Source organism: Streptomyces hawaiiensis (assembly GCF_004803895.1).
Classification (GTDB): domain Bacteria; phylum Actinomycetota; class Actinomycetes; order Streptomycetales; family Streptomycetaceae; genus Streptomyces; species Streptomyces hawaiiensis.
Window position 1 is genome coordinate 7,226,667 of the sequence record NZ_CP021978.1, and the last position, 17,515, is coordinate 7,244,181.

At 68.7% G+C, this 17,515-nt stretch carries 16 protein-coding genes; 8 read left to right on the forward strand and 8 right to left on the reverse strand.

Annotation, left to right across the window (positions count from 1 at the left end):
• Positions 1–160: 160 nt before the first annotated feature.
• Complete coding sequence (locus tag CEB94_RS33110; protein WP_175435647.1) at positions 161–4,087, reverse strand: CHAT domain-containing protein; 3,927 nt, start codon at positions 4,085–4,087, stop codon at positions 161–163.
• A gap of 74 nt (positions 4,088–4,161) precedes the next feature.
• Between CEB94_RS33110 and CEB94_RS33115 the strand changes: the two genes are divergently transcribed.
• The 3 genes from CEB94_RS33115 (at position 4,162) to CEB94_RS41270 (ending at position 6,761) form a co-directional block, all read left to right on the forward strand.
• Complete coding sequence (locus CEB94_RS33115; protein ID WP_246111995.1) at positions 4,162–4,488, forward strand: CATRA system-associated protein; 327 nt, start codon at positions 4,162–4,164, stop codon at positions 4,486–4,488.
• Positions 4,478–6,019 (forward strand): CATRA conflict system CASPASE/TPR repeat-associated protein, encoded by a 1,542-nt coding sequence (locus CEB94_RS33120; RefSeq protein WP_175435648.1) that lies wholly within the window; start codon positions 4,478–4,480, stop codon positions 6,017–6,019. Before CEB94_RS33115 ends, CEB94_RS33120 begins: the two co-directional genes overlap by 11 nt.
• 124 nt (positions 6,020–6,143) lie before the next feature.
• The gene (locus tag CEB94_RS41270) at positions 6,144–6,761 is read left to right on the forward strand and encodes a hypothetical protein (RefSeq protein ID WP_246111996.1); all 618 of its coding nucleotides are present in this window, start codon (positions 6,144–6,146) and stop codon (positions 6,759–6,761) included.
• A gap of 149 nt (positions 6,762–6,910) precedes the next feature.
• On the opposite strand, the gene CEB94_RS33130 is transcribed toward CEB94_RS41270, so the two are convergent.
• The gene (locus CEB94_RS33130) at positions 6,911–7,537 is read right to left on the reverse strand and encodes a hypothetical protein (protein ID WP_175435649.1); all 627 of its coding nucleotides are present in this window, start codon (positions 7,535–7,537) and stop codon (positions 6,911–6,913) included.
• Positions 7,538–8,006: 469 nt separating this feature from the next.
• Between CEB94_RS33130 and CEB94_RS33135 the strand changes: the two genes are divergently transcribed.
• Complete coding sequence (locus tag CEB94_RS33135) at positions 8,007–8,327, forward strand: GFA family protein (protein ID WP_281292540.1); 321 nt, start codon at positions 8,007–8,009, stop codon at positions 8,325–8,327.
• Between the two features lie 20 nt (positions 8,328–8,347).
• Here CEB94_RS33135 and CEB94_RS33140 read toward each other — a convergent pair whose 3' ends face one another.
• The 4 genes from CEB94_RS33140 to CEB94_RS33155 all read right to left on the reverse strand — a co-directional run bounded on the left by CEB94_RS33140 (position 8,348) and on the right by CEB94_RS33155 (position 13,279).
• Positions 8,348–8,509 (reverse strand): hypothetical protein, encoded by a 162-nt coding sequence (locus CEB94_RS33140; protein WP_175435651.1) that lies wholly within the window; start codon positions 8,507–8,509, stop codon positions 8,348–8,350.
• A 194-nt stretch (positions 8,510–8,703) separates the two neighbouring features.
• Positions 8,704–9,843, reverse strand: coding sequence for a hypothetical protein (locus CEB94_RS33145; protein ID WP_175435652.1), 1,140 nt, complete (start codon positions 9,841–9,843; stop codon positions 8,704–8,706).
• A 447-nt stretch (positions 9,844–10,290) separates the two neighbouring features.
• Positions 10,291–11,814, reverse strand: coding sequence for a hypothetical protein (locus tag CEB94_RS33150; RefSeq protein WP_037667101.1), 1,524 nt, complete (start codon positions 11,812–11,814; stop codon positions 10,291–10,293).
• Between the two features lie 151 nt (positions 11,815–11,965).
• Positions 11,966–13,279, reverse strand: coding sequence for a hypothetical protein (locus tag CEB94_RS33155; RefSeq protein ID WP_175435653.1), 1,314 nt, complete (start codon positions 13,277–13,279; stop codon positions 11,966–11,968).
• Between the two features lie 224 nt (positions 13,280–13,503).
• Between CEB94_RS33155 and CEB94_RS33160 the strand changes: the two genes are divergently transcribed.
• The 3 genes from CEB94_RS33160 to CEB94_RS33170 all read left to right on the forward strand — a co-directional run bounded on the left by CEB94_RS33160 (position 13,504) and on the right by CEB94_RS33170 (position 15,088).
• Positions 13,504–13,857 (forward strand): SPDY domain-containing protein, encoded by a 354-nt coding sequence (locus CEB94_RS33160; protein WP_037673256.1) that lies wholly within the window; start codon positions 13,504–13,506, stop codon positions 13,855–13,857.
• Between the two features lie 103 nt (positions 13,858–13,960).
• Positions 13,961–14,251 (forward strand): hypothetical protein, encoded by a 291-nt coding sequence (locus CEB94_RS33165; RefSeq protein WP_175435654.1) that lies wholly within the window; start codon positions 13,961–13,963, stop codon positions 14,249–14,251.
• 15 nt (positions 14,252–14,266) lie between these two features.
• On the forward strand, positions 14,267–15,088 hold the full coding sequence (locus CEB94_RS33170; protein ID WP_175435655.1) for an SPDY domain-containing protein: 822 nt from the start codon (positions 14,267–14,269) through the stop codon (positions 15,086–15,088).
• A 189-nt stretch (positions 15,089–15,277) separates the two neighbouring features.
• On the opposite strand, the gene CEB94_RS33175 is transcribed toward CEB94_RS33170, so the two are convergent.
• Positions 15,278–15,961 (reverse strand): hypothetical protein, encoded by a 684-nt coding sequence (locus CEB94_RS33175; RefSeq protein ID WP_175435656.1) that lies wholly within the window; start codon positions 15,959–15,961, stop codon positions 15,278–15,280.
• 79 nt (positions 15,962–16,040) lie between these two features.
• Positions 16,041–16,484: a hypothetical protein gene (locus CEB94_RS33180; protein WP_175435657.1), complete on the reverse strand. Its 444-nt coding sequence runs from the start codon at positions 16,482–16,484 to the stop codon at positions 16,041–16,043.
• A gap of 186 nt (positions 16,485–16,670) precedes the next feature.
• On the opposite strand from CEB94_RS33180, the gene CEB94_RS33185 reads away from it, so the two are divergent.
• Positions 16,671–17,486 carry an SDR family oxidoreductase gene (locus CEB94_RS33185; protein WP_020276721.1) on the forward strand — a complete coding sequence of 272 codons (816 nt, stop codon included), beginning with the start codon at positions 16,671–16,673 and terminating at the stop codon, positions 17,484–17,486.
• Positions 17,487–17,515: the final 29 nt, after the last annotated feature.

The following is a 17,515-nucleotide window of genomic DNA, read 5'->3' on the forward strand; positions in this document are numbered from 1 at the left end:
ATGCGACGGATATCCGGCTGTTGCTGTCGTGGCTGTGGCGGAGGGGTGTGCCCTGGCGGTCGGCGACCAGCGCGGACTTGCGGGCGTACAAGGAGTTCCGCCTCGATTCGCCGCTGAATCCGCAGCGGATTGGCGGTACGAAGTGGAACCGGGACGCGGTTCACGGACCGATATGGACGTACGCAGCCCACATGTCCACGGCATCCGGACGCCGTGCCCGCAGAATCCCCACTGCCGTGTGCAGGGCATACGCGGAGCGGGCGGCTGCCTGTGGCCCCGGTGGGCGGGTGCGGCCGTCGGGCGTGAGTAATAGGGTTTCGTAGAACGCCCTGGCGACGTTGGACGCACGCCGGCTGTTCAGCTGCCATTGGGACGCCACGACGTGGCGGTAGCCGGCGAGTTGCAGTGCGCCAGCGAGGCTCACGGGTTCGTCGGAATGGGCCGTCGGTGTCCGGTGGGTCTCACAGGCCGACAGATAGGCGAGATCGGCCTGTTCCAGGTGGAGCCTGGCGATGTCCTGGATCCGCAGCGACCCGCTTGGGTAGTGATCCCACAGGTACAGCACACCGTCCGGGTTCGCGATGTCCTGCTCGCCATGACCGGCGAAATGCAGCCACCCGCCTGTCCTGAGATGTCGCACGACAACGTCCCGGACAGCCTCTTCGTCCCGCAGGCTCCGAGCCGCCGGGAGTAGCCTGGCCACGGCGTTGATCTCCAGGGCGACGTGGTCCAGAGGAGGGTGCTCTGTGTACGGGGGTGTCTTGCCAACTCCGACCAGAAGCACCGGTGATGTCGTACCGGGAGTCGTCTGGTCTACCTCCTCGCGTGCGGCCTTGAGGGCTCGCAGGGTCGGTGTGTGGCTCGCAACGAACCGGTCGGCGAGGCTGTCGGCACCTCCGTGGTCCGGCTCGCACGGATCGGGCAGCCGCGTGGCAGCATGAACCGGAAGGCGATTGAAGACGCCGGTCGGGCACCACCAGATGCGCGGTGGGGTGGAGTTCATGTCCCGCGCGGGGGCCGGTGGCAGCACGCGGAGAACGGGCTCGGCCACCGTCGTCCACAGCCAGTCCAGTACGTCGGTCAGATAGGGCCGACGTGCTAGACGTTCCTGACCGTCCCCGTTCCCAGGCCGGTGCTCCGAGCGTGTCAGGGCGTCGGCCCGCAGGACTGCCTTGTTGTGCCGGAAGCGGGTCAGCGGGACGACTTTGAGCTGACCGTCGTGGAGTACCAGCGCATCGGCCCGTAGCGAGCTGGAGTTGAGGACGACCACGGCGCCGTGGCTGGAGGTGCCGAGCAGTTCCTGGTACGGCAGGGGCTCCAGGAAGTCCTCGAGGCCCGGCTGTTGGCGCACCTTCTCGACGAGTCGGTCCCAGCGGCGCTGGCTCTGGCGTCGTTGAATTCCGACGTCGTCCGATCCGCGGACGCGCCCTGAGGCCCGTTCATCGCGCGAGAGCGCCAGGTCGGCCGCGAGTTCCGGGGCGCGTCGGCGGATTGCCCCCAGGTCGGTTCGCATGTCGAGGGCGGACGAGAGCAGCAGGCCGCGGCCGTGTTCGAGGAGTTCAAGGGCCCGCTCAGGCGCTCCCGCCTCCAGGGCAACGGCGGCAGCGTCGGAGACCGTCTGGGAGGTGTTGCTCAGCACATTCAGCCGGTCGTCGAAGTCAAGTCCGCCCCAGGCCATTTGCGGCAGGCCAGCGATGGCCGTCGAGTAGGCGTCGAGCGCGCCTGCCCAGTCCGCTGCTTCCGTGAGGATTCGGGCGCGGGCTACGGCGGCCCGCCACCGGGTGGCGGGGGCGGCCATCGGGTGCCTGGCGATCTTCCCGTACAGCTCCGCGGCCTCGTGCCCGTGCTCGTTCGACGCTTGTTCCTCGCCAACGAGGGCGTCGGCCAGGAACAGGGCGGGCAGTACCCAGTGCGGTCCCTGTTCGTCGAGCGACCGCATGGCCTCCCGCGGGGCCCTGAGCGACGCCTCCATGAGCCCCGGATCGCCGGTGAGCTGGCCGAGGAAGGACAGGGCCTCGCCGTACTGTGTGGCGAAGAGCCCCAACTCGGCGAGTCCCGCGCCCGGCTCGTTCCGTGCCGCCTCCAGTACATCCACGGCGCGCTCCACGTCTTCTCGCGCGCGCTCTGCCGCCTCCAAGCTGCCGGGCGAAGGGCTCCCGGGCTCGTTGGGGCCTAGCCTCCGGTGGGCGCGGGCCACCAGGAGTGTGCCCAGGTCGGACAGGAGAAGGGCACGGAGTGGGGATCCTGCAGGGGTGTCTGCGAGGGCGGCTTCGATCAGGTCGTGGGCTTTGTCGAGCGAGGCCGCTCGATGCTCGAGATGCCATTGGGTGTGGAGCGCGAGGGCCAGGTTGCGTCGGATCAAGGGGAGGGCCTGTCCTTCGGTTACCGAGGCTTCGGCCCGCTCCAGATGGAGGATCGCGGTCCGAAGCCGCTCCCGGTCCTGTGTGGCTTCGGCGGCTTCACGCATCGTGGCCCCGAGGTTGAGGTGCAGGTGTGTCCTCTCCCACGGGGCCAAGTTGGCGTGGCTGAGCGCCTCGTGCAGGAGATCTTCCGACTTCTGGAGGTTCTCGGCCCCGCCGCCGAGACTGACTACAAGCGCGTGGTTGGAGACGCGGAGCGCCCACTGCGGCGCCCCACCCGGATAGCGGGACAGCTCCAAGCCATGCCGGGTGTGGTGGAGCGCCCGGTCGTAGTCCTCGTGGTGCGCGAACCGCTCGTACCGCACGCGTAGGAATTCCCCCAGCGTGGAGTGCAGTAGGGGGGCGTTGAGCGGAGCCGCGCGTGCGGGGCACAGCGTGAGCGCACGTTCCGCGTGGCCGATGGCGGCGTCCAGGTGTCCGAGGTCCCCCCTCGCCTTGTACAGAGCGCCGAGAGCGATGCTGAGCCTGTTGTGCACCTCCCAGCCGGTGTTGGTGTCCTGTAGGACCGGGAGCGCCTGCTCATAGAGTCCCACCGCTTCGTGTAGGGACTCCGTGGACCCGTCGGGTGTGTGCTCACGCCGGATGTCGGCCACGGCTACCAGACAGTGCGCGTGTTCCGTACTCCCGGGAGCCAAGGCCGCGAGGGACTCCATGGTCAGGGCGTGGACGCGCGCCGCATCCGCCGCGTCCAGTTGCCGGTGGTCGGACATGAGAACGAAGAGCCGGGCGAGCCGCCACTGCGTCTCGGCTCGCGCCTTCGTGTGGGACGGCTCTGTGAGACTGAGGGAGGCATCGAAGTCGTCCCGCGCGAGGAGGGCGTCGTCACGGCGTCTGTGGAACTGGTAGCGGGCGGCCCGGAGGCAGCCGCGGAACCTGAGCAGCATCGCCGGAGTGCCCGGGACCGCCCCGAAGGCGTCGATGCCGCACGAGGCCAGGGCAAGTGCTTCCGCCAGCGCCTGCTCGTCGTCGGCGTCCTCGTACGCGGCGGCCAGGAAACGGGTACGACGCCGGACGAGGACGCCCCAGGTCTCAACTGCACGCCCACCGGTGGGCGGCACGGATCCGCCGAGGACCTGCCGGGCCCGGGCAACGAGCTCGGCGCACGCGGCCGCGTCACCTTGCACGGCGGCGAGCTGGGCATCCGCCAGACACACTGCGGCCCGGACATCGGGCTCCCAGGGGTGCCGATACGGTCCGGTCAGAAACGGCGCCAACTCCCTGCGGAAATCGTCAGCGTGCCGGAGGTCGCCAGCGTGCTTGGTGGCGCCGTACCGCAGCACGTGGATCAACATCATGTACCAGCGCCGCTCGGCCCAGTCCCGGACGGCTTGCGGGGGCGTGAGACGGAGCGCCTCCGCCATCAGCTCAAGGGACTGCCGGATATTGTCCAGGTCTCCTCTGGCGATCCACAGATTGAGATGGCACGCCGCCAACTGATCGATGAGTCCCAACCGACTGGGATGCTTCTCCGGGATGCTCCGCAGAGCCTCCGCGTACATGACCGTCGCATCCTGGAGGGCCGGCACGTCGTCGGGATCCTCCTCCCACGCGCGTAGCCGCACGTAGGCGCGCAGTCCGAGGTCTCTGCCGTCGAGCGTGCCCTTTCTGAGGCCCATCAGGAGCCCCATGACCCGCTCCCGGCTGCTGAGCCCCCGTGTGTGGTCCATGTCCCGCCCCCCGTTGCAGTCCCGTCGGATGCCCTACTCTGTGGCCGGAGCCGGGACATTACCAAGGGGGAACTATGCACGCCGAGTTGAGCGATCTCCGGGACGAGGCCCGCGAGATCCTGGAGGACGTCACCCACGCGCTGCTCACGCCGGCCGACTGGCAGGAGATCGAGGTGTCCCTGACGGCCATGGCCAAGGCCCTGGACCAGGGCGACCATGAGACCTTCCGGCAAGAGCTCTACCGCGTCGAGGATCTGATCCCGGTGGAGCGGGGGCCGCGTACGCTGCCCGGCACGACCAGCGCCCCAGAGCCGGTCCTTGAGCGGCATGCTGTGCTCGTTGAACGGATCGGCGCGGAGGACACCTCGGCAGACCAGACTGAGGAACAGGATGATCAGTGAGGCGCGCTACGCACGCGAGGCACTGCTCCTCCACTACTTCTTCGGAGTGGAACAGCTCGCACTGAGGGGAACCCATCGCCTCGGCCGCCTCTGGGACGCCTGCGCGCAGGCCGGCATGGACCGCACCCCGTCACTCGGCGGCAACCTCTCCCTCCCCACCGACCTGGACGCCAGCCTCGGCGGGCGGTCCCTGTGCCAGCGGACCGACGCCACCGCGACACGCCAGGCCACGCTCTACAGCCTGAACGGCGTGGTCGGACTCACCATCATGCTGGCGGCAGACGAAGGGACCGGCCGTACCGGCGCGCAGAGTGCCGCCCGGCTGCGCGCCCTCGCGCAGGACTGGGACGAGGCGTATGCGCGAGCTGCCGCCACCGCGGGGCACGGTACCGACGACGACCGGACGGTCATCGGGTCCGTCCGTGTCCACCGCTCGCTCACCCTTCCGGGCGGGCCCACGCCCGTGGACCCCGCGGCCGTGGGGGAAGAACTCCGACGAGAACTGGCCCCGCAGACCCAGCTCTCCCGCCCCGTCAACCTGACCGGCCAACTGGTCCTCTGGGAATTCACCCAGCGGGGTGATCCCTTCTCTGCCGACCGCGAACTCCTCGCCACCGGGCCCGCCACCGACGAGCAGGAGGGCCTGCTCGACGACTGGACCTGGACCACCGTCGACGACAGCCTCGTGCCTCTGACGCGCTATCTCGCTAACGCCACCATCGTCCGTAACCAGTACCGGGTACGCCTTGCGCATGCGGCGTCGATCGCCAGCCACCTCCGCAGGCTGCGGTGTCAGGGCGAAGAACTGACCCGGGAATGGCGAGAAGTCCTTGTGGGACACCCAGCCAGCACACGCATTGGCCGACGCGACCTGGCGCGCTGCGAGAGCATTGCCGTCCGGGCGCGGCGGCTCCTCGCGGAGGAGAGACTGGCGAACGCGGCCACCGGCGACATACGCCTGATGCAACGCAACCTGGAAATCGCAGCCGACGGCATGAAGGTCCTGGGGACGGGCACGGACGGCACCCCGAAGACAGTGGGACGCGACAACGAGTGTCACTCGAACCTCGCCCAGATCCTCGATGACGACGTGACCCACAGCGAAATCGCCAGGGAACAGGTGGCCGAAACTGCCCGGATCGCCTCGGAGACTGCGACGCAGCATCTGCAGCGCCACCAGCAGTACCTCGCCCTGATCCAGACCGCGATCATCGGCGCCCTCCTGATGACCCTGACTGCCATCCAGGCTCTGGCGTACAAACTGCCTATCCCGGCCGGTCTGCACGCGCCGCTGATCGCCCTGCTCGGTTCGCTCGGCTTGGGCCTCCCCCTCCTCGTGGTACGTCGGTGGCGCGGCGGCACCGGGGGTCGGATCGGCAGCATCCTGGAGATCGCCTCCCTCGCCGCGACGGGCGCGGCTGCGGGCTGGCTGGTAGGACGCGCCCTCGGACACACCAGCCTCTTGGTCCTCAGCGGGGTCCTCCTCCTGGGCGTCGCCGGAATGTGGCTGACGCGCCGGTCGTCCCCTTGAACCCGTCACCCGGTACGACCGGCCCGCACGCGGGTGGCCGGATCTGATGCACCGGGATGCACCAAGTGAAGCTGAGCGATCACGATGACCGCTGCCAGTCCGCACGACGAGAAGCAGGCACCTCATGACCACACCGCCTCCAGAGCCGCTTGGCTCCGCCCCTTGGCCGACCTGGCGCAAGGCCCTGGCCGTCGTCGCCTCCGCTGTGCTCTCGGGCGTGGTGGGCGCCTGGGCCCAGAACTGGTTCGCAGACGATCCCGCCCCGCCCGGGTCGGCCGCCGACCGCACGGTGGTGACCGCCGAGAGCGACGACGGCCGTCCGTCCACAGAACCCGGTACGCCGTTCACCGAGACGGACCCCGACACGTATTGCGCCCGCCAGCCGAGGGCGGTGGGATCAGTGGAATGGGTCCCCTGCGCACGCGTCACCGCGGACGCGGTCCACTTCGGTGTCCTGGTCCGCAACACGGGGGGACGCCAGGAACTCCGCCTTCGCCTCGGGTACGTCCGCGCAGAGCACCCGGTCCCCTGCGACGCGCCGGAGGACGAGGTGTCCCTCACGGCCGAGCCCGCCACGACGGCGTGGTTCACTCTCCCGGGATGTTCCGTCACGCGCGTGCACGGAGCCGTCCAGGCCACCGCCCAACTTGCTCCCAAGGACGGCGACCTCTCCGCAACCGCGCTCTCACCCACGCTCCACATCCAGCCGAATGGATCGGTAGTGCATCCGGCGCCCAACTGACCCGGGACGGCCGGTTCAGATCAAGCAATGGCGCGGGCTGGCCATCCGCTACGACAAGGTGCCCGCAAGCTTCAAGGCCGGACTCCACCTCCCGGCGCCGTCATCAGGCTGCGCAGCCTCCCCGCCACGCGAAACATGCCCAGTGAGTGCTATGAGACCGTGGTGATCTTCAGGGATAGGTTCGGCGCCCAGGGGGCTTCAACGATCTGAGCGCGAACCAGTCTGCCCTTGTCTGTGATCACACAGATCGAGTTGCCTGCGATGAGTCCGGCTTCCTCCACTGCATTCGAGTGCATGAGGATGCCTTCGAGCCCACCGCCGTTCGCGGCAGCCTCGCAGGCTTGCTTACTGAACGGTTGGCGCTTCGAGAGGACACCAGCGTGGCTGTCTCGCGCCGTCCCAAATTCGACCGGGGAGCAGCCGTACCAATTCAGATCCGCTGGTGCGGCTGCGTCCTCGGCGTCGGGCTCGGCCCTGTCGACTCGGGTGACGAAGGGGTACGAGTCAAAGTCGATGTGGCTGGCGTAGTCGCATGTGCTATCGCCGTTGAGACGGAGAGGTAGCGGCTCCCCCGGGAAGGGCTTTGCTGGGTCGATGCTCGGCTCGGGGCTCTCCGCATCGGCTGAGGCCGAGGACGCCGCAGACGATGGCGCGGAAGCGGTGGGTGGCTTCGCGGCGTGAGTAGTAGCCGTGGCCGAGGGCTTCGCGTCTTCCTTCTCGTCGTCATCATCAGAGGTGGCGACAACGAAGATGCCACCGATCACAGCTGCCAACACAGCTCCGATCAAAGTTGCGCGGGCGCTGATGCGAGCCGCTGTGATCGCCGGGTCGACAGGCTGTCTCGCAGGTGGGCGCCGGTCCGGCCTGGGTGGCTCCTGACCAGGCGAAGGCGACGTGCTGGTGTTGTTCGAGTTATCGGCTGCCATCGGCTCCCCCGATCTACGCGGCTTGATGCACCACGAGATCTACCGCATGCGCTACGAGACCACCAACACGCAACATCTTATGGTCACTTGACGCTCACGGACGGGCAGCGTGGACCCCTCCGACTGGCAGGGCGTCCGGATCAAGCGGCTCCCAAATGGAGATCCGGGCGGCGTGCGGGTCCAACGAGAGCTTGGACGCCCTCTGCACCGAGAGCTCCACCATCCTGCCAAGCACTCCAGATGCTTGATCACCTAGACCACGAAAGGGACAGCATCATGGGCGGTCTGACGGACCTGAACAGAAAGACTTGACAGGGAATTGTGCTCGTGCGAGCACTGCACGCGCCTGTCCGGTGCGCCGGCGATGGCGTGGGTCGGATTCCACAGGGACGCTCTGAAGTGGACGGGCCCGGTAGGTGAGCCGACGTACTTCTCCACCTGGCCGACGCTTCATCGAGGGTCCTGCCAGCGCTGCCGCACCCAGCTCACCTCCGTCGCGGACGGCTCGGACATGATCATGGTCGCGATCTTCAGTCTTTCCCGCAGCGCTGAACTGGCCCCGGTCGGACACAGCTACCGCGAGGAGGCGGCGCCTTGGATGGCCATCACGCTCGCGCCCGACCCGCAGCGCCGGACATGATGGTCTACGCTGAGCCCCGGTTACGAGATCGGCGCGTCCCCGCGGGCATTCACGGCGAATTCGGGCGGTCCTGCTCGGACCGCGCGGCGCAGCTCCACACTCCATTGCTCCAGCGGGTCGGCCCGCAGCGTGTCCCAGGTGATCGGAGTGAGGATCAGCTCGGCGACGGCTTCCCTAACCATCTCCACCAGAGACTCGCTGATTCTCTTCGCTCCCCGTCGGCCTCCCACGGCGTTCCCCCATCCTCGTGCCACGTGGCCCGCCCGGGACCCGATATGGAGGACCGGGACGGGGGAATGGGTGCGGGCCCGGGGTCCAACGTCGAGGAGATCCGTACGCTCAACGGGCCAACGGCGTCTTGTGGCGCTTGGTGACCTCATGCTTCGCCGTCCGAGCTGGCGGTGGGTGCGTTACAGCTCGCGAGTATGCGACGACCAAGGCCCGGCACGTCGTCCAAGGCAGGGTCCAGTGCCGTGACATCCTCCTGGAACGTGCTCAGCCGTCGCGGCGAGGTGCACACGTCCAGGAGAAGGCCAGTGAAGCCTTTCCAGGCCCGTTCCCCGGGACGGCGGCTGATGGCCTCAGCCCGCTTCAGGTATTCGTCCGTGCGCCGGTTTGATGTCCGAATTGCCTCAATGTGCAGTACGTCCGGATTGTCGATCCCTGCTTGCCGGGCCAAGGCCAGCGCAGGGGAGGCTTCTACGAGAAGGGCCAGCACGTCGCGGACCGTGCAGATCACCGGATACTCGACCCGCTCCATCCTCTGGACCCGGTCTTCGAGTGAGGGCCAGCGAGGTTGGCGGGAAAATGGTCTCTCGCTGACGCCCTCTGCCTTTCGGACGGCCTTACTCCATTGGGCGAACAACTGGTTGCCGTACTCGTCAGCGAGTTCCGGCAGTGACTTGCTGACTGCCTCCACGATGGCGTCGGCGCCGTAGTTCTCGAAGCCGAGCACTGTGGCCACGGCGAAGGTGGCGAGACCGTCGGCGTCGGCAAGATTATCGGGTGCCGTCGTGCCCGGTGGGTGCCTTCTTTGTGTCGCCTGCCGGTACAGCTTTGAGAAATAGCGGTGAGCCGACTCCAGGGCGGCGTCCATGGCCTTGTCGGGGCAGCTGCTTGCGGACCGGGCGGCCTTCTCGATGGCGGCAAGTGGATGAGAGTCGTCCCGGGCCATGTACCAGGCCAAAGCGCGTCGAACCGCACGTTCGGGCAGCGGTATCGACGTGGCCGCAAGGCCCTGATCGAACCGAGGGTGCGTGGTGAACACGTGGAGTACCGCCTGCTCCAGGGGTCTCTTCTTGATGGTGGCCAAAGCCAGGGCCTCAGCGACCACGAAAGTCTCCGGCAGGAGCTCCGAGGTGGACCCAGACCCACGCCCCAGGCCGTGCTGTTTCCTCCAGGGGAGCGCGCCGAACTCCCGCCATCGGCGGATCTTCGCCCAGCTCACTGATAGCCCATCCGCCGCAAGCCGCTCACGCAGTCGCCGTTCGGCGTCACTGGGCTCTTTCCACGCCACGGGGCCAGTCTAGTTAGAACCCCGCGATCCACAGAGGCCCTCACCGTGGGACGGGTTGGCCTACTGGGCATACGAGTGCCGCGCGTTGTGCGCACGGCAACCAGGCCAGATGGGAAGATCAAATGACAAGCCGATTCCGCAAGGGGCCTCGACACATGCTTCGGGTTGCCGGGTTCGCCATGATCCGAGGTGCTGCGTACGCGGTCGGCAGCGCTGCCGTGACTGGCGGGATCTGGTGGTTCCAGTCCCGGTAGTTCGTGCCGGCTCGCGCTCCCTGCGCAGTGAAGTGAGGCGCGAGGTGTGGCCAACTGTGGTGCTCAGACTGGCCAACCTGGACGCTCAGTCACATTTCCCGTGGTCGGGTAGCTGGGGATCAGCAATGGTCCCCAGCTACCCGACCAAATTTTTCGTGGCCTGGCACTCACCCCGGACGCCGCCCGGGCCGGACTAAGCGCGTGCGGGAGGCAGGTCGTAGCGGCTGACGGCCAGGTACGTTTCCGGCGTGGCCGCTTCGAGGAGACCCTCGTCGTCCTCCAGGTCGAGCTTCGGCTCCTGGGGACGGCGCAGCAGGTCGCTCCAGTCGCTCGTCGCTCCCCGCTCGTAGGCGTCGCGGAGCAGGGGGCGCAGCCGTGGGCGGGCTTCCTCCTGCTGCTCGCGGAAGATCCGTCGCTGGGTGAGCCGTTGTACTTCCTGGGCTTCGTCGCTGAGCCCGTGGTCGAGGGCCGGCTGATCCTCGGCGCGCAGTCCCGGGGTGCGCTGGGCGATGGCCAGATCTTCTTCGTGGAGGCGTGCGCAGGCGGCGAACAGCTTTCTGGACATGCCGAGGTGGACCTCGGTTCCAGGGATGCGGCAGGTGAGGAAGTCGTCGAGCCCCCAGGAGCGGATCTGGGCGCGCAGGGTGTGCGACTCGATGTGGAGCGCCGCTCCGCGGGCGTCCGCCCGCATGGCGAGGGTGAGGTCGTCGTTTTCCAAGGGGGTGGTCAGTCCGGAACGCCGGTGGCGGGAAGCGCGGTCGGCCGGTACCGGTACCGTGCGCAACTGAGAGGCGGGAGCGGAGCGCAGCGCCAGGTAAGCGAGCATCTGTGCACGGGCGGCGCCGATGAGCGCTTCGTCGCTGTCCCCGAGGTGGTCTTCGAGGTTGCCGGGGCCGACCGCTGCGTCGTCAGCGCCGGATCCGGCAGGCAGAAGGGGCGGCTCGCCGGAGCGCAGGTCATGGTCGATCGTGAGGAAGAGGTCGTCTCCGGGCCGCACGGACGCCCCGACCAGGACGATGCGGTGCTTGTAGGAGCCGAGAATCTTGCTGCCGGCCTCCAGTTGCACCCACCCCTTGCGGAGCTCGCCGACGCCGACACTGCCGCCCTTGGCCTCGATCAGCCAGTACATCTCTTCCGCCTCGTGCCGTCCCCACAGGTCGGGCAGCGTCCTCTTCGGGTCCTTGAACGTGCCGCTCAGGGCGGGGATGGGGCCGCCCAGTTCGAGGTGGTGAGTCTGTCCGAGGCTGAGCAGGGAGCGGCACGCCCACTCGGTCATCGTCATGCCCAGCCGGTAGGCGGCGGCGTTCTTCGCAGTGCGCTCGGTGCCGTGCTCGTACACCGGGTTCAGGGTCAGGCGCTGGCCCTTTGCGCCCGGTACGGGGTGCCGGGGTGTGACGGGGTGGGTGCCAAGGTAGGCGTACAGCGGGGAGACCCGGGCGACGAGTTCCCCGTGCGCGTACCGGGGCTGGTTCTGCAGGTGCGGGGTGACGTCGCGGCCGACCTCGGTGGCGGCCTTGATGATCTCCCGCCACGTGGTGGTCGGGGCGTACCAGCCATCGGTTGCCGGGAACCCGTCCGACGCGCTCCACGCCTCATGCTTCGCCGTGCGCCACTGCCTCTTGGGCTTGTTCGCGGGTCCGTTACGGAACAGGACCGGTACGTCGAAGCTGTCGGCGTAGGTGAGCGGCGGCTCGTCGACGATGTGTGCGGGGATCATGAGGATCACTGTGGCACGGGTCTGGACCCTTCCGAATGCCGGGCAGCGGGCCGCCGATCTGCTTGACTCCCGTCGTCATGGCGCAGTCGCGGCCATGTCCGATGGCGACGGGTGTTGTTGGCCTGCCACCCGCCTCACCGCGATGCGCCGCTCACGGTCGGTCGGGCCAGAAGGTCGACGAAGGCAGCCGGACGGAGGGCAGCTGTACCGCCCGGATCGGTCCGAGGGCGGCTGCTGCAGCGCGAAGGGCTTCGTCGTAGGAGCCGAAACCAAGGACCTCAGCAGAACAGGCAGAACAGTCACTGGGGCGGCGGGCATGACCGGCGCTGCGATCCGCGGAGCCTCGGACGTGCGTGAAGGCGTCGTCGGGAAAGTCGGCCCGAACGGCATGCCAGATCCCGACGCGTTCGTTGTCGGGCAGCCCGGCCGCCACCGCCGGCCGCATCGGCGGCAGCAGGCGTTCGTGGTCCTGGACGAGGAACACCCGGTCGGTGAAGTCGACGCTGTCCCCCTCGGGGCGCTCCTGCTCCAGCCACGCCCGGGCCTGCTCCCGGGTGCCCGGCCCCCACAGGTAATCCGTCGGGAACCGTGTGGTCTCGTAGCGGGTGTCGTACTCCGCCCAGTGAGCGTCATCCCAGCGGCTGCCCGGGACGAAGGGGATGGCCCGCACCACGACGTGCTGGTACTCGTCGTCCTCCTGATCTTCCACGGGGTCGGGGACGGTGAGAGCATCGGCGGGCTCCATCCGCGTCCGCCCGGACCCGTTCCAGCTCAGCACGGCGATCTCCCGGCGCAGAGGGGCCGGGTACAGGCGCCCATTGGGAGTGGCCTGCCCCCACAGCTGGTTGATCAGCTCCGCCAGATCCCGCACCGTTCGGGCCGCCCCGACGGGGGTGTCGACATGGTGGCCGGAGGGATGGGCGACGTAGTTACGCAGCTTGGCAAGCGCGTCCTCGACCGCGCGGCTGCGCCGCCCGCGAAGCAGACCCGCCGCACGCGCCCACAGACGGAGCCCGTGCAGCATCCCGTTGAAGTCGATGGCGTGGGTGGCTACGACCAGCTTCGCGTGTTGTCGCGCCATCCTGTCCGCGCACTTCTTGACGTCGTCGTACGACGAGACGGTGTAGCAGACGTCCGGGGCCTGGGTGGGGCGGAAGGTGATGGTGCCGGCGCACCACTCCATGAAGCGGTCGCGCAACGCCTGTTCGTAGATGAGGAGCGCCTGGTCGCCGACCATGGTGTACACGTCGTAGCACAGCACGCCGTAGGCGAAGACGGTGCGCAGCCGCTCGAAGGAGTCGCGTGTTCCAGCCGCGACACTCTTCGCCAGGTCGCAGTCGGCGATCTGCCGCTGCTGGAACTCCGCAGCGTCCTCGGGCTTCATACGGCCGCCGAGCCCATAGGGGTTGAACGCCAGCGACAGATCGTCCGCGGCGCGCAAATCCTCAAGGGGCCGGATCTCCACGTACTTCTCCTCACGATGGGAAACGGGCCAGCATGCACCCATAGGCCCCCAGTCGGCCACCCGTTTCCCGTGGGGTGACTTCGTGAGTTCGACGCGAAGTGACTTGGAATAGCAGTTCGCCGGGGGCAGACAGGAAAGATCGCGGAAAGGCTGGCCAACGCGGGCGAGAGCATGTCAACGTAGACGACCTTGCAAGAAACACCAGGTCAGAGAGGTGATTGCCTGTGGCCGTAGCGCCAGTGGCCCCCGGTTTCTCCACCACCGTCGAAGCCCTGCGGCTGCGCGAGTGGCAGCTCGGCCCCGGCCAGCCCACGCTCGTCATGGACCAGTTCTCCGCAGAGGACTTCCACCTGATTGTGGACGACCGCGCTGACGTGCACGTCAGCTCGAAGGACGGCCGTTTCTACCTTGGCTGGTTCCCGCTCGGTCGCCCCGGCACCGACGGCGAGGGATGGAGGATCGCCGTCACCGGCACGGCCCAGGTGCCCGGCTACCACCTGTCGTTCGACACCGAGACGCCGGCCGACATCGTCGCCGCCGCCGTGGCGTGCGTGCTGGAGACCTCGCGTCGCGTATGACCGTGTAGAGCCCACTGGTAGCCCTCACTCGGAAGACTGGCTTACTGCTGGCCTCCGGCCCGTTCCGTTGCTCCCCGTTTCCCCTCACCCCAGGAGGCTGTTCGTGACGTCCCCGGAGATGACCGTCGGTGATCTCATCGACCTGCTGTCCGCCTGCGACCGGAGTGCTCCGGTCCGCCAGGCCATGAACCCCTTCTTTCCGATGGCACACCGCCTGGCGCAGGTCGTGCAGTCCGTGGACGAGACCGGCCGGACCGTCGTCTACCTCGCCGAAGGGCGGGACGAGGACGCACAACTCGGCCATCTGCCGTCCGAGGTCGCCGTCGACCTGACGTGGCAGGGCCCCGTCCAGGCACCCCCGCGCCGCCCCCGCCGCCGTGCCGGCGGCAACTAGACCCGCACTGAGCCCTTGGAGGCGCCCCTGTACCCCGACTTCCCGCTCGACTCGTCCACTCCGCGCGGCGGCCAGCCCGCGTTCTGGGTCGGGCCCCGGCATCTGGCCGGCGACGATGGGCGCCTCTACGACGCCGTCGCCGACACGCTCTCCGGCCTGGGCTGGACGAGCCTGACGATCGTCCGCGGACGGTACGAGCCGGATGAAGCAGCGGAGGACCGCCAGGTCCTGCGCAGCACCGTCCTGCACATCAGCCCCGACGCCCTCCGCTGGGCGCAGTGGAGTCTGCCGGACGAGCCGTTCCACCTGGGCGACCTACCGATCGCCTGGCAGATCTCGGCCCGCACGGACACGAGCAGCCCGATCGCGTCGTGGTCGGCCTACTTCACCCCCGACGCCCCCGGCGAGGCCGTGGCCGACTTCCTTGTCGCGCTCGACGCCCGCGACCAACCCGCCGCGCCGCTCGCCGGCCCCGAGCTGGTCCTCGACGCCGTCGCAGCACACGGCTGGCTCCGCGACATTGACCAGCCGCAGGCGGCGGCAACGGACCCGACGTTCACCTCGCACGTCAGCCTTGGCGAGGTGCCGCCCCTCATCCAGGACGCCGACCCGCGCGCCCTGACCATCGAGGCCGACGAGGCGGGACCGGCCGGATGGCAGGCATGGGCCGAGCCCGCGCTCGGCGCCCCCTGCCTGTGGGCGGCCTCCTTCGGGGCCAGCGTCCCGCACGACCTCGTGGCTGCCTTCGCCGCATCCCTCAGCTCGACCGCACCGGTCCTGCGCCGAGTGCTGCCCGAGGCAACCCAGGAGCGCCTCCTGCGCGCGCCGGCCATCTAACGTCCCGCTCAACTCCCAACGCACGCAGCCCGGCTCCTCCCCAGGTGGAGGGCGCCGGGTTCCTTGCTTCCCGGGCTGTCCGAGCCTGGGGCCTGGCCAAGCTGCCCGCGCCGCTCAGCGGGTCGGCCAGTAACGCGCTGCTGCCCCCGACCCATGGTGGTCGGGGGCAGGAGCTGGGTGGTGGAGGGGCTAGCTCGTTGTCGTGGCCTTGGCGAGCGCCTTGTCGAGGTGGCGGTCGACGAGGGCCGGGGAGCCGGAGACGATCAGCAGCAGACTGCCGTCGCGGATCGCGGTCTGCTTGACCACGGTGCTCTTTCCTCCGGTGGAGAACGTCAGGAGCTGGCTCCACTGCTCGTCACCGAGGTTGCGGGGCGCGGGCAGCTTCTGCGAGGCCATGTCGACCGGGGTGCCGCCCGCGACGACCTGGTACGTGGGGCATCCCGTCATGGCGTCGAAGATCCGGCCGATGCTGTCAGACAGCTTGTCCGCACTGTCGCTGTACAGCTCCTCGGCGACCTCGGAGCTGCTGCCGTCGTAGGTGAAGGCGGCCTTCGCTTTGTGCGGGAAGGTGAGAGTGCCGCCGGTCGCCGCGTCACCGCCCAGCTCGCTCAGGGCGGGGCAGCCGATGACCGTGACGTCGTCGTGCTGAGTGGGGCGCTCCTGCTTGCGCAGGTAGCTGCTGCCGAGGTCGCTCTGGTCGAGCAGACGCGTCTGCAGCGTGGCCGACTTGAGCGGGGCAGCCTGCTGCGCGGCGTCTGCCGGTTTCCCGGTGCGGGTGGAGGTGTCGGTGCCGGCGGTGTCGGTGGAGCAGGCGGGCACGGCGAGGAGGGCGGCGGTGATGCCGAGGGCGGTGCTGGCGACGCGAACGCGCATGACGGAACTGACCCCTTGGTGCTAGGCGACGGGTGGTCAGTGCGGGCCCGCGGGCCCGGTGGGGTCGTAGGAGTGGAGGTCAGTGTCCGAGGTGGCGCAGGCAGTCCTCGAACGTGGCGTGCGTCGCGTCCGCCGGCCCGGAGTTCCGGTTGAACCAGGCGGTGTTGAGGCGGGTCTCCTGCTGCTGGTGGCCGACTCGGCAGCGCAGCCAGATCTGGTCGCGCGTGGAAAGGATGAGCCAGTCTCGGTATGCGCCACACTCGGAGCAGGCGACCATCTCACCGTCGAGGACGAGCGGCTGCTTCCACGGCATCATCTTGCCGTCGAGCTGGTCGTGGCTTGGTACCCGCAGCTCCGGCGGAAGGAAGTCGTCCACCACGGCGGTCGGCTCGGTGCGCTCCGGCTCGGCCGGCGGTAGCCCGAACCCGGGCGGGACCTGGTTCTGCAGCCGCGCATGCAGCTCGGCGAACTGTCGCTGCGCCTCGCTCGGCTCCTTGGCCCGGCGGCGTATCCGGTGAAACACCCTGGCGTCCTCCTTTGCCTCGTCCTACTCGCTTCATGATCGTGCCCTACGCCCCTGGCGGTTTCAATTCACAAAGATCACAGTCAGTTTTGGGCCGGTCGCAAGGTGATTCATCGCTTCCCGGGGCCGGGGCCCGCTCTGTGCGAGGTGCTTCCAGCGAGCGAGGACCGTCTACCGTGGCATGCCATGACTGTCCTCATCGTCGGCGGCAGCGGGTTCCTGGGCACCGAGTTGGTCCGCCAGGCATCTGCCGCCGGGCATCTCACCGCCGCGACCTTTGCGACCAGGCCGGTCAGCAGTCCGGAGGCCACTTGGTACGACCTGGACCTGCGGGACGGCGATCGCGTCGAGGAGGTCGTCTCCTCGCTCGCCCCCTGCATGGTCATCAACGCGAGTAGCGGCAGCGCCGATTGGGCAGCCACAGCCGAAGGTTCCGTGCGCCTGGCGATGACCGCGGCGAAGCACAACTGCCGTCTCGTTCACGTAAGCAGTGACGCCGTGTTTTCCGGCACGCGCGCCCACTACGACGAATCCTGCCTCCCCGATCCCGTAACCCCGTACGGCGCAGCGAAGGCCGCGGCGGAGACCGGCATCCGGCTGCTGGCCCCGGACGCCGCCATTGCCCGTACCTCACTGATCATCGGCGGCATCCAGTCCGAGCACGTACGCCTTGTGCACGACCTCGCGACCGATTCCCGAGCGGGATCCCTGTTCACTGACGACATCCGCTGCCCCGTTCATGTCGGTGACCTGGCCGCCGCCCTGCTGGAGCTGGCCTCCACCGACGCGCGCGGCATCCACCACCTTGCAGGTCCCGACGCCGTGAGTCGTCACGCCCTTGGTGTTCTCATCGCCCACCGCGACGGGCTCGACGCTTCCCGTCTACCGAAGGGCCTCCGGGCAGCCACCGCGCTTCCCGGCGCACTCGACGTCCGGCTCGACAGCCGCGCAACCCAGGCCAAGCTGCGTACCAGATTGCGCGGCGTCCGTGAGTTCCTCTGACATACAAGCGCCGTCGCACCTGCGCGAGG

Excerpts from the sequence above, each read along its gene's own strand:
- CEB94_RS33115 (WP_246111995.1), top strand. The coding sequence starts at position 4,162 with ATGCACGCCGAGTTGAGCGATCTCCGGGACGAGGCCCGCGAGATCCTG.
- CEB94_RS41270 (WP_246111996.1), top strand. The coding sequence starts at position 6,144 with ATGACCACACCGCCTCCAGAGCCGCTTGGCTCCGCCCCTTGGCCGACC.
- CEB94_RS33185 (WP_020276721.1), top strand. The coding sequence starts at position 16,671 with ATGACTGTCCTCATCGTCGGCGGCAGCGGGTTCCTGGGCACCGAGTTG.
- CEB94_RS33110 (WP_175435647.1), bottom strand. The coding sequence starts at position 4,087 with ATGGACCACACACGGGGGCTCAGCAGCCGGGAGCGGGTCATGGGGCTC.
- CEB94_RS33150 (WP_037667101.1), bottom strand. The coding sequence starts at position 11,814 with ATGATCCCCGCACACATCGTCGACGAGCCGCCGCTCACCTACGCCGAC.
- CEB94_RS33120 (WP_175435648.1), top strand. The coding sequence starts at position 4,478 with ATGATCAGTGAGGCGCGCTACGCACGCGAGGCACTGCTCCTCCACTAC.
- CEB94_RS33140 (WP_175435651.1), bottom strand. The coding sequence starts at position 8,509 with ATGGTTAGGGAAGCCGTCGCCGAGCTGATCCTCACTCCGATCACCTGG.
- CEB94_RS33175 (WP_175435656.1), bottom strand. The coding sequence starts at position 15,961 with ATGCGCGTTCGCGTCGCCAGCACCGCCCTCGGCATCACCGCCGCCCTC.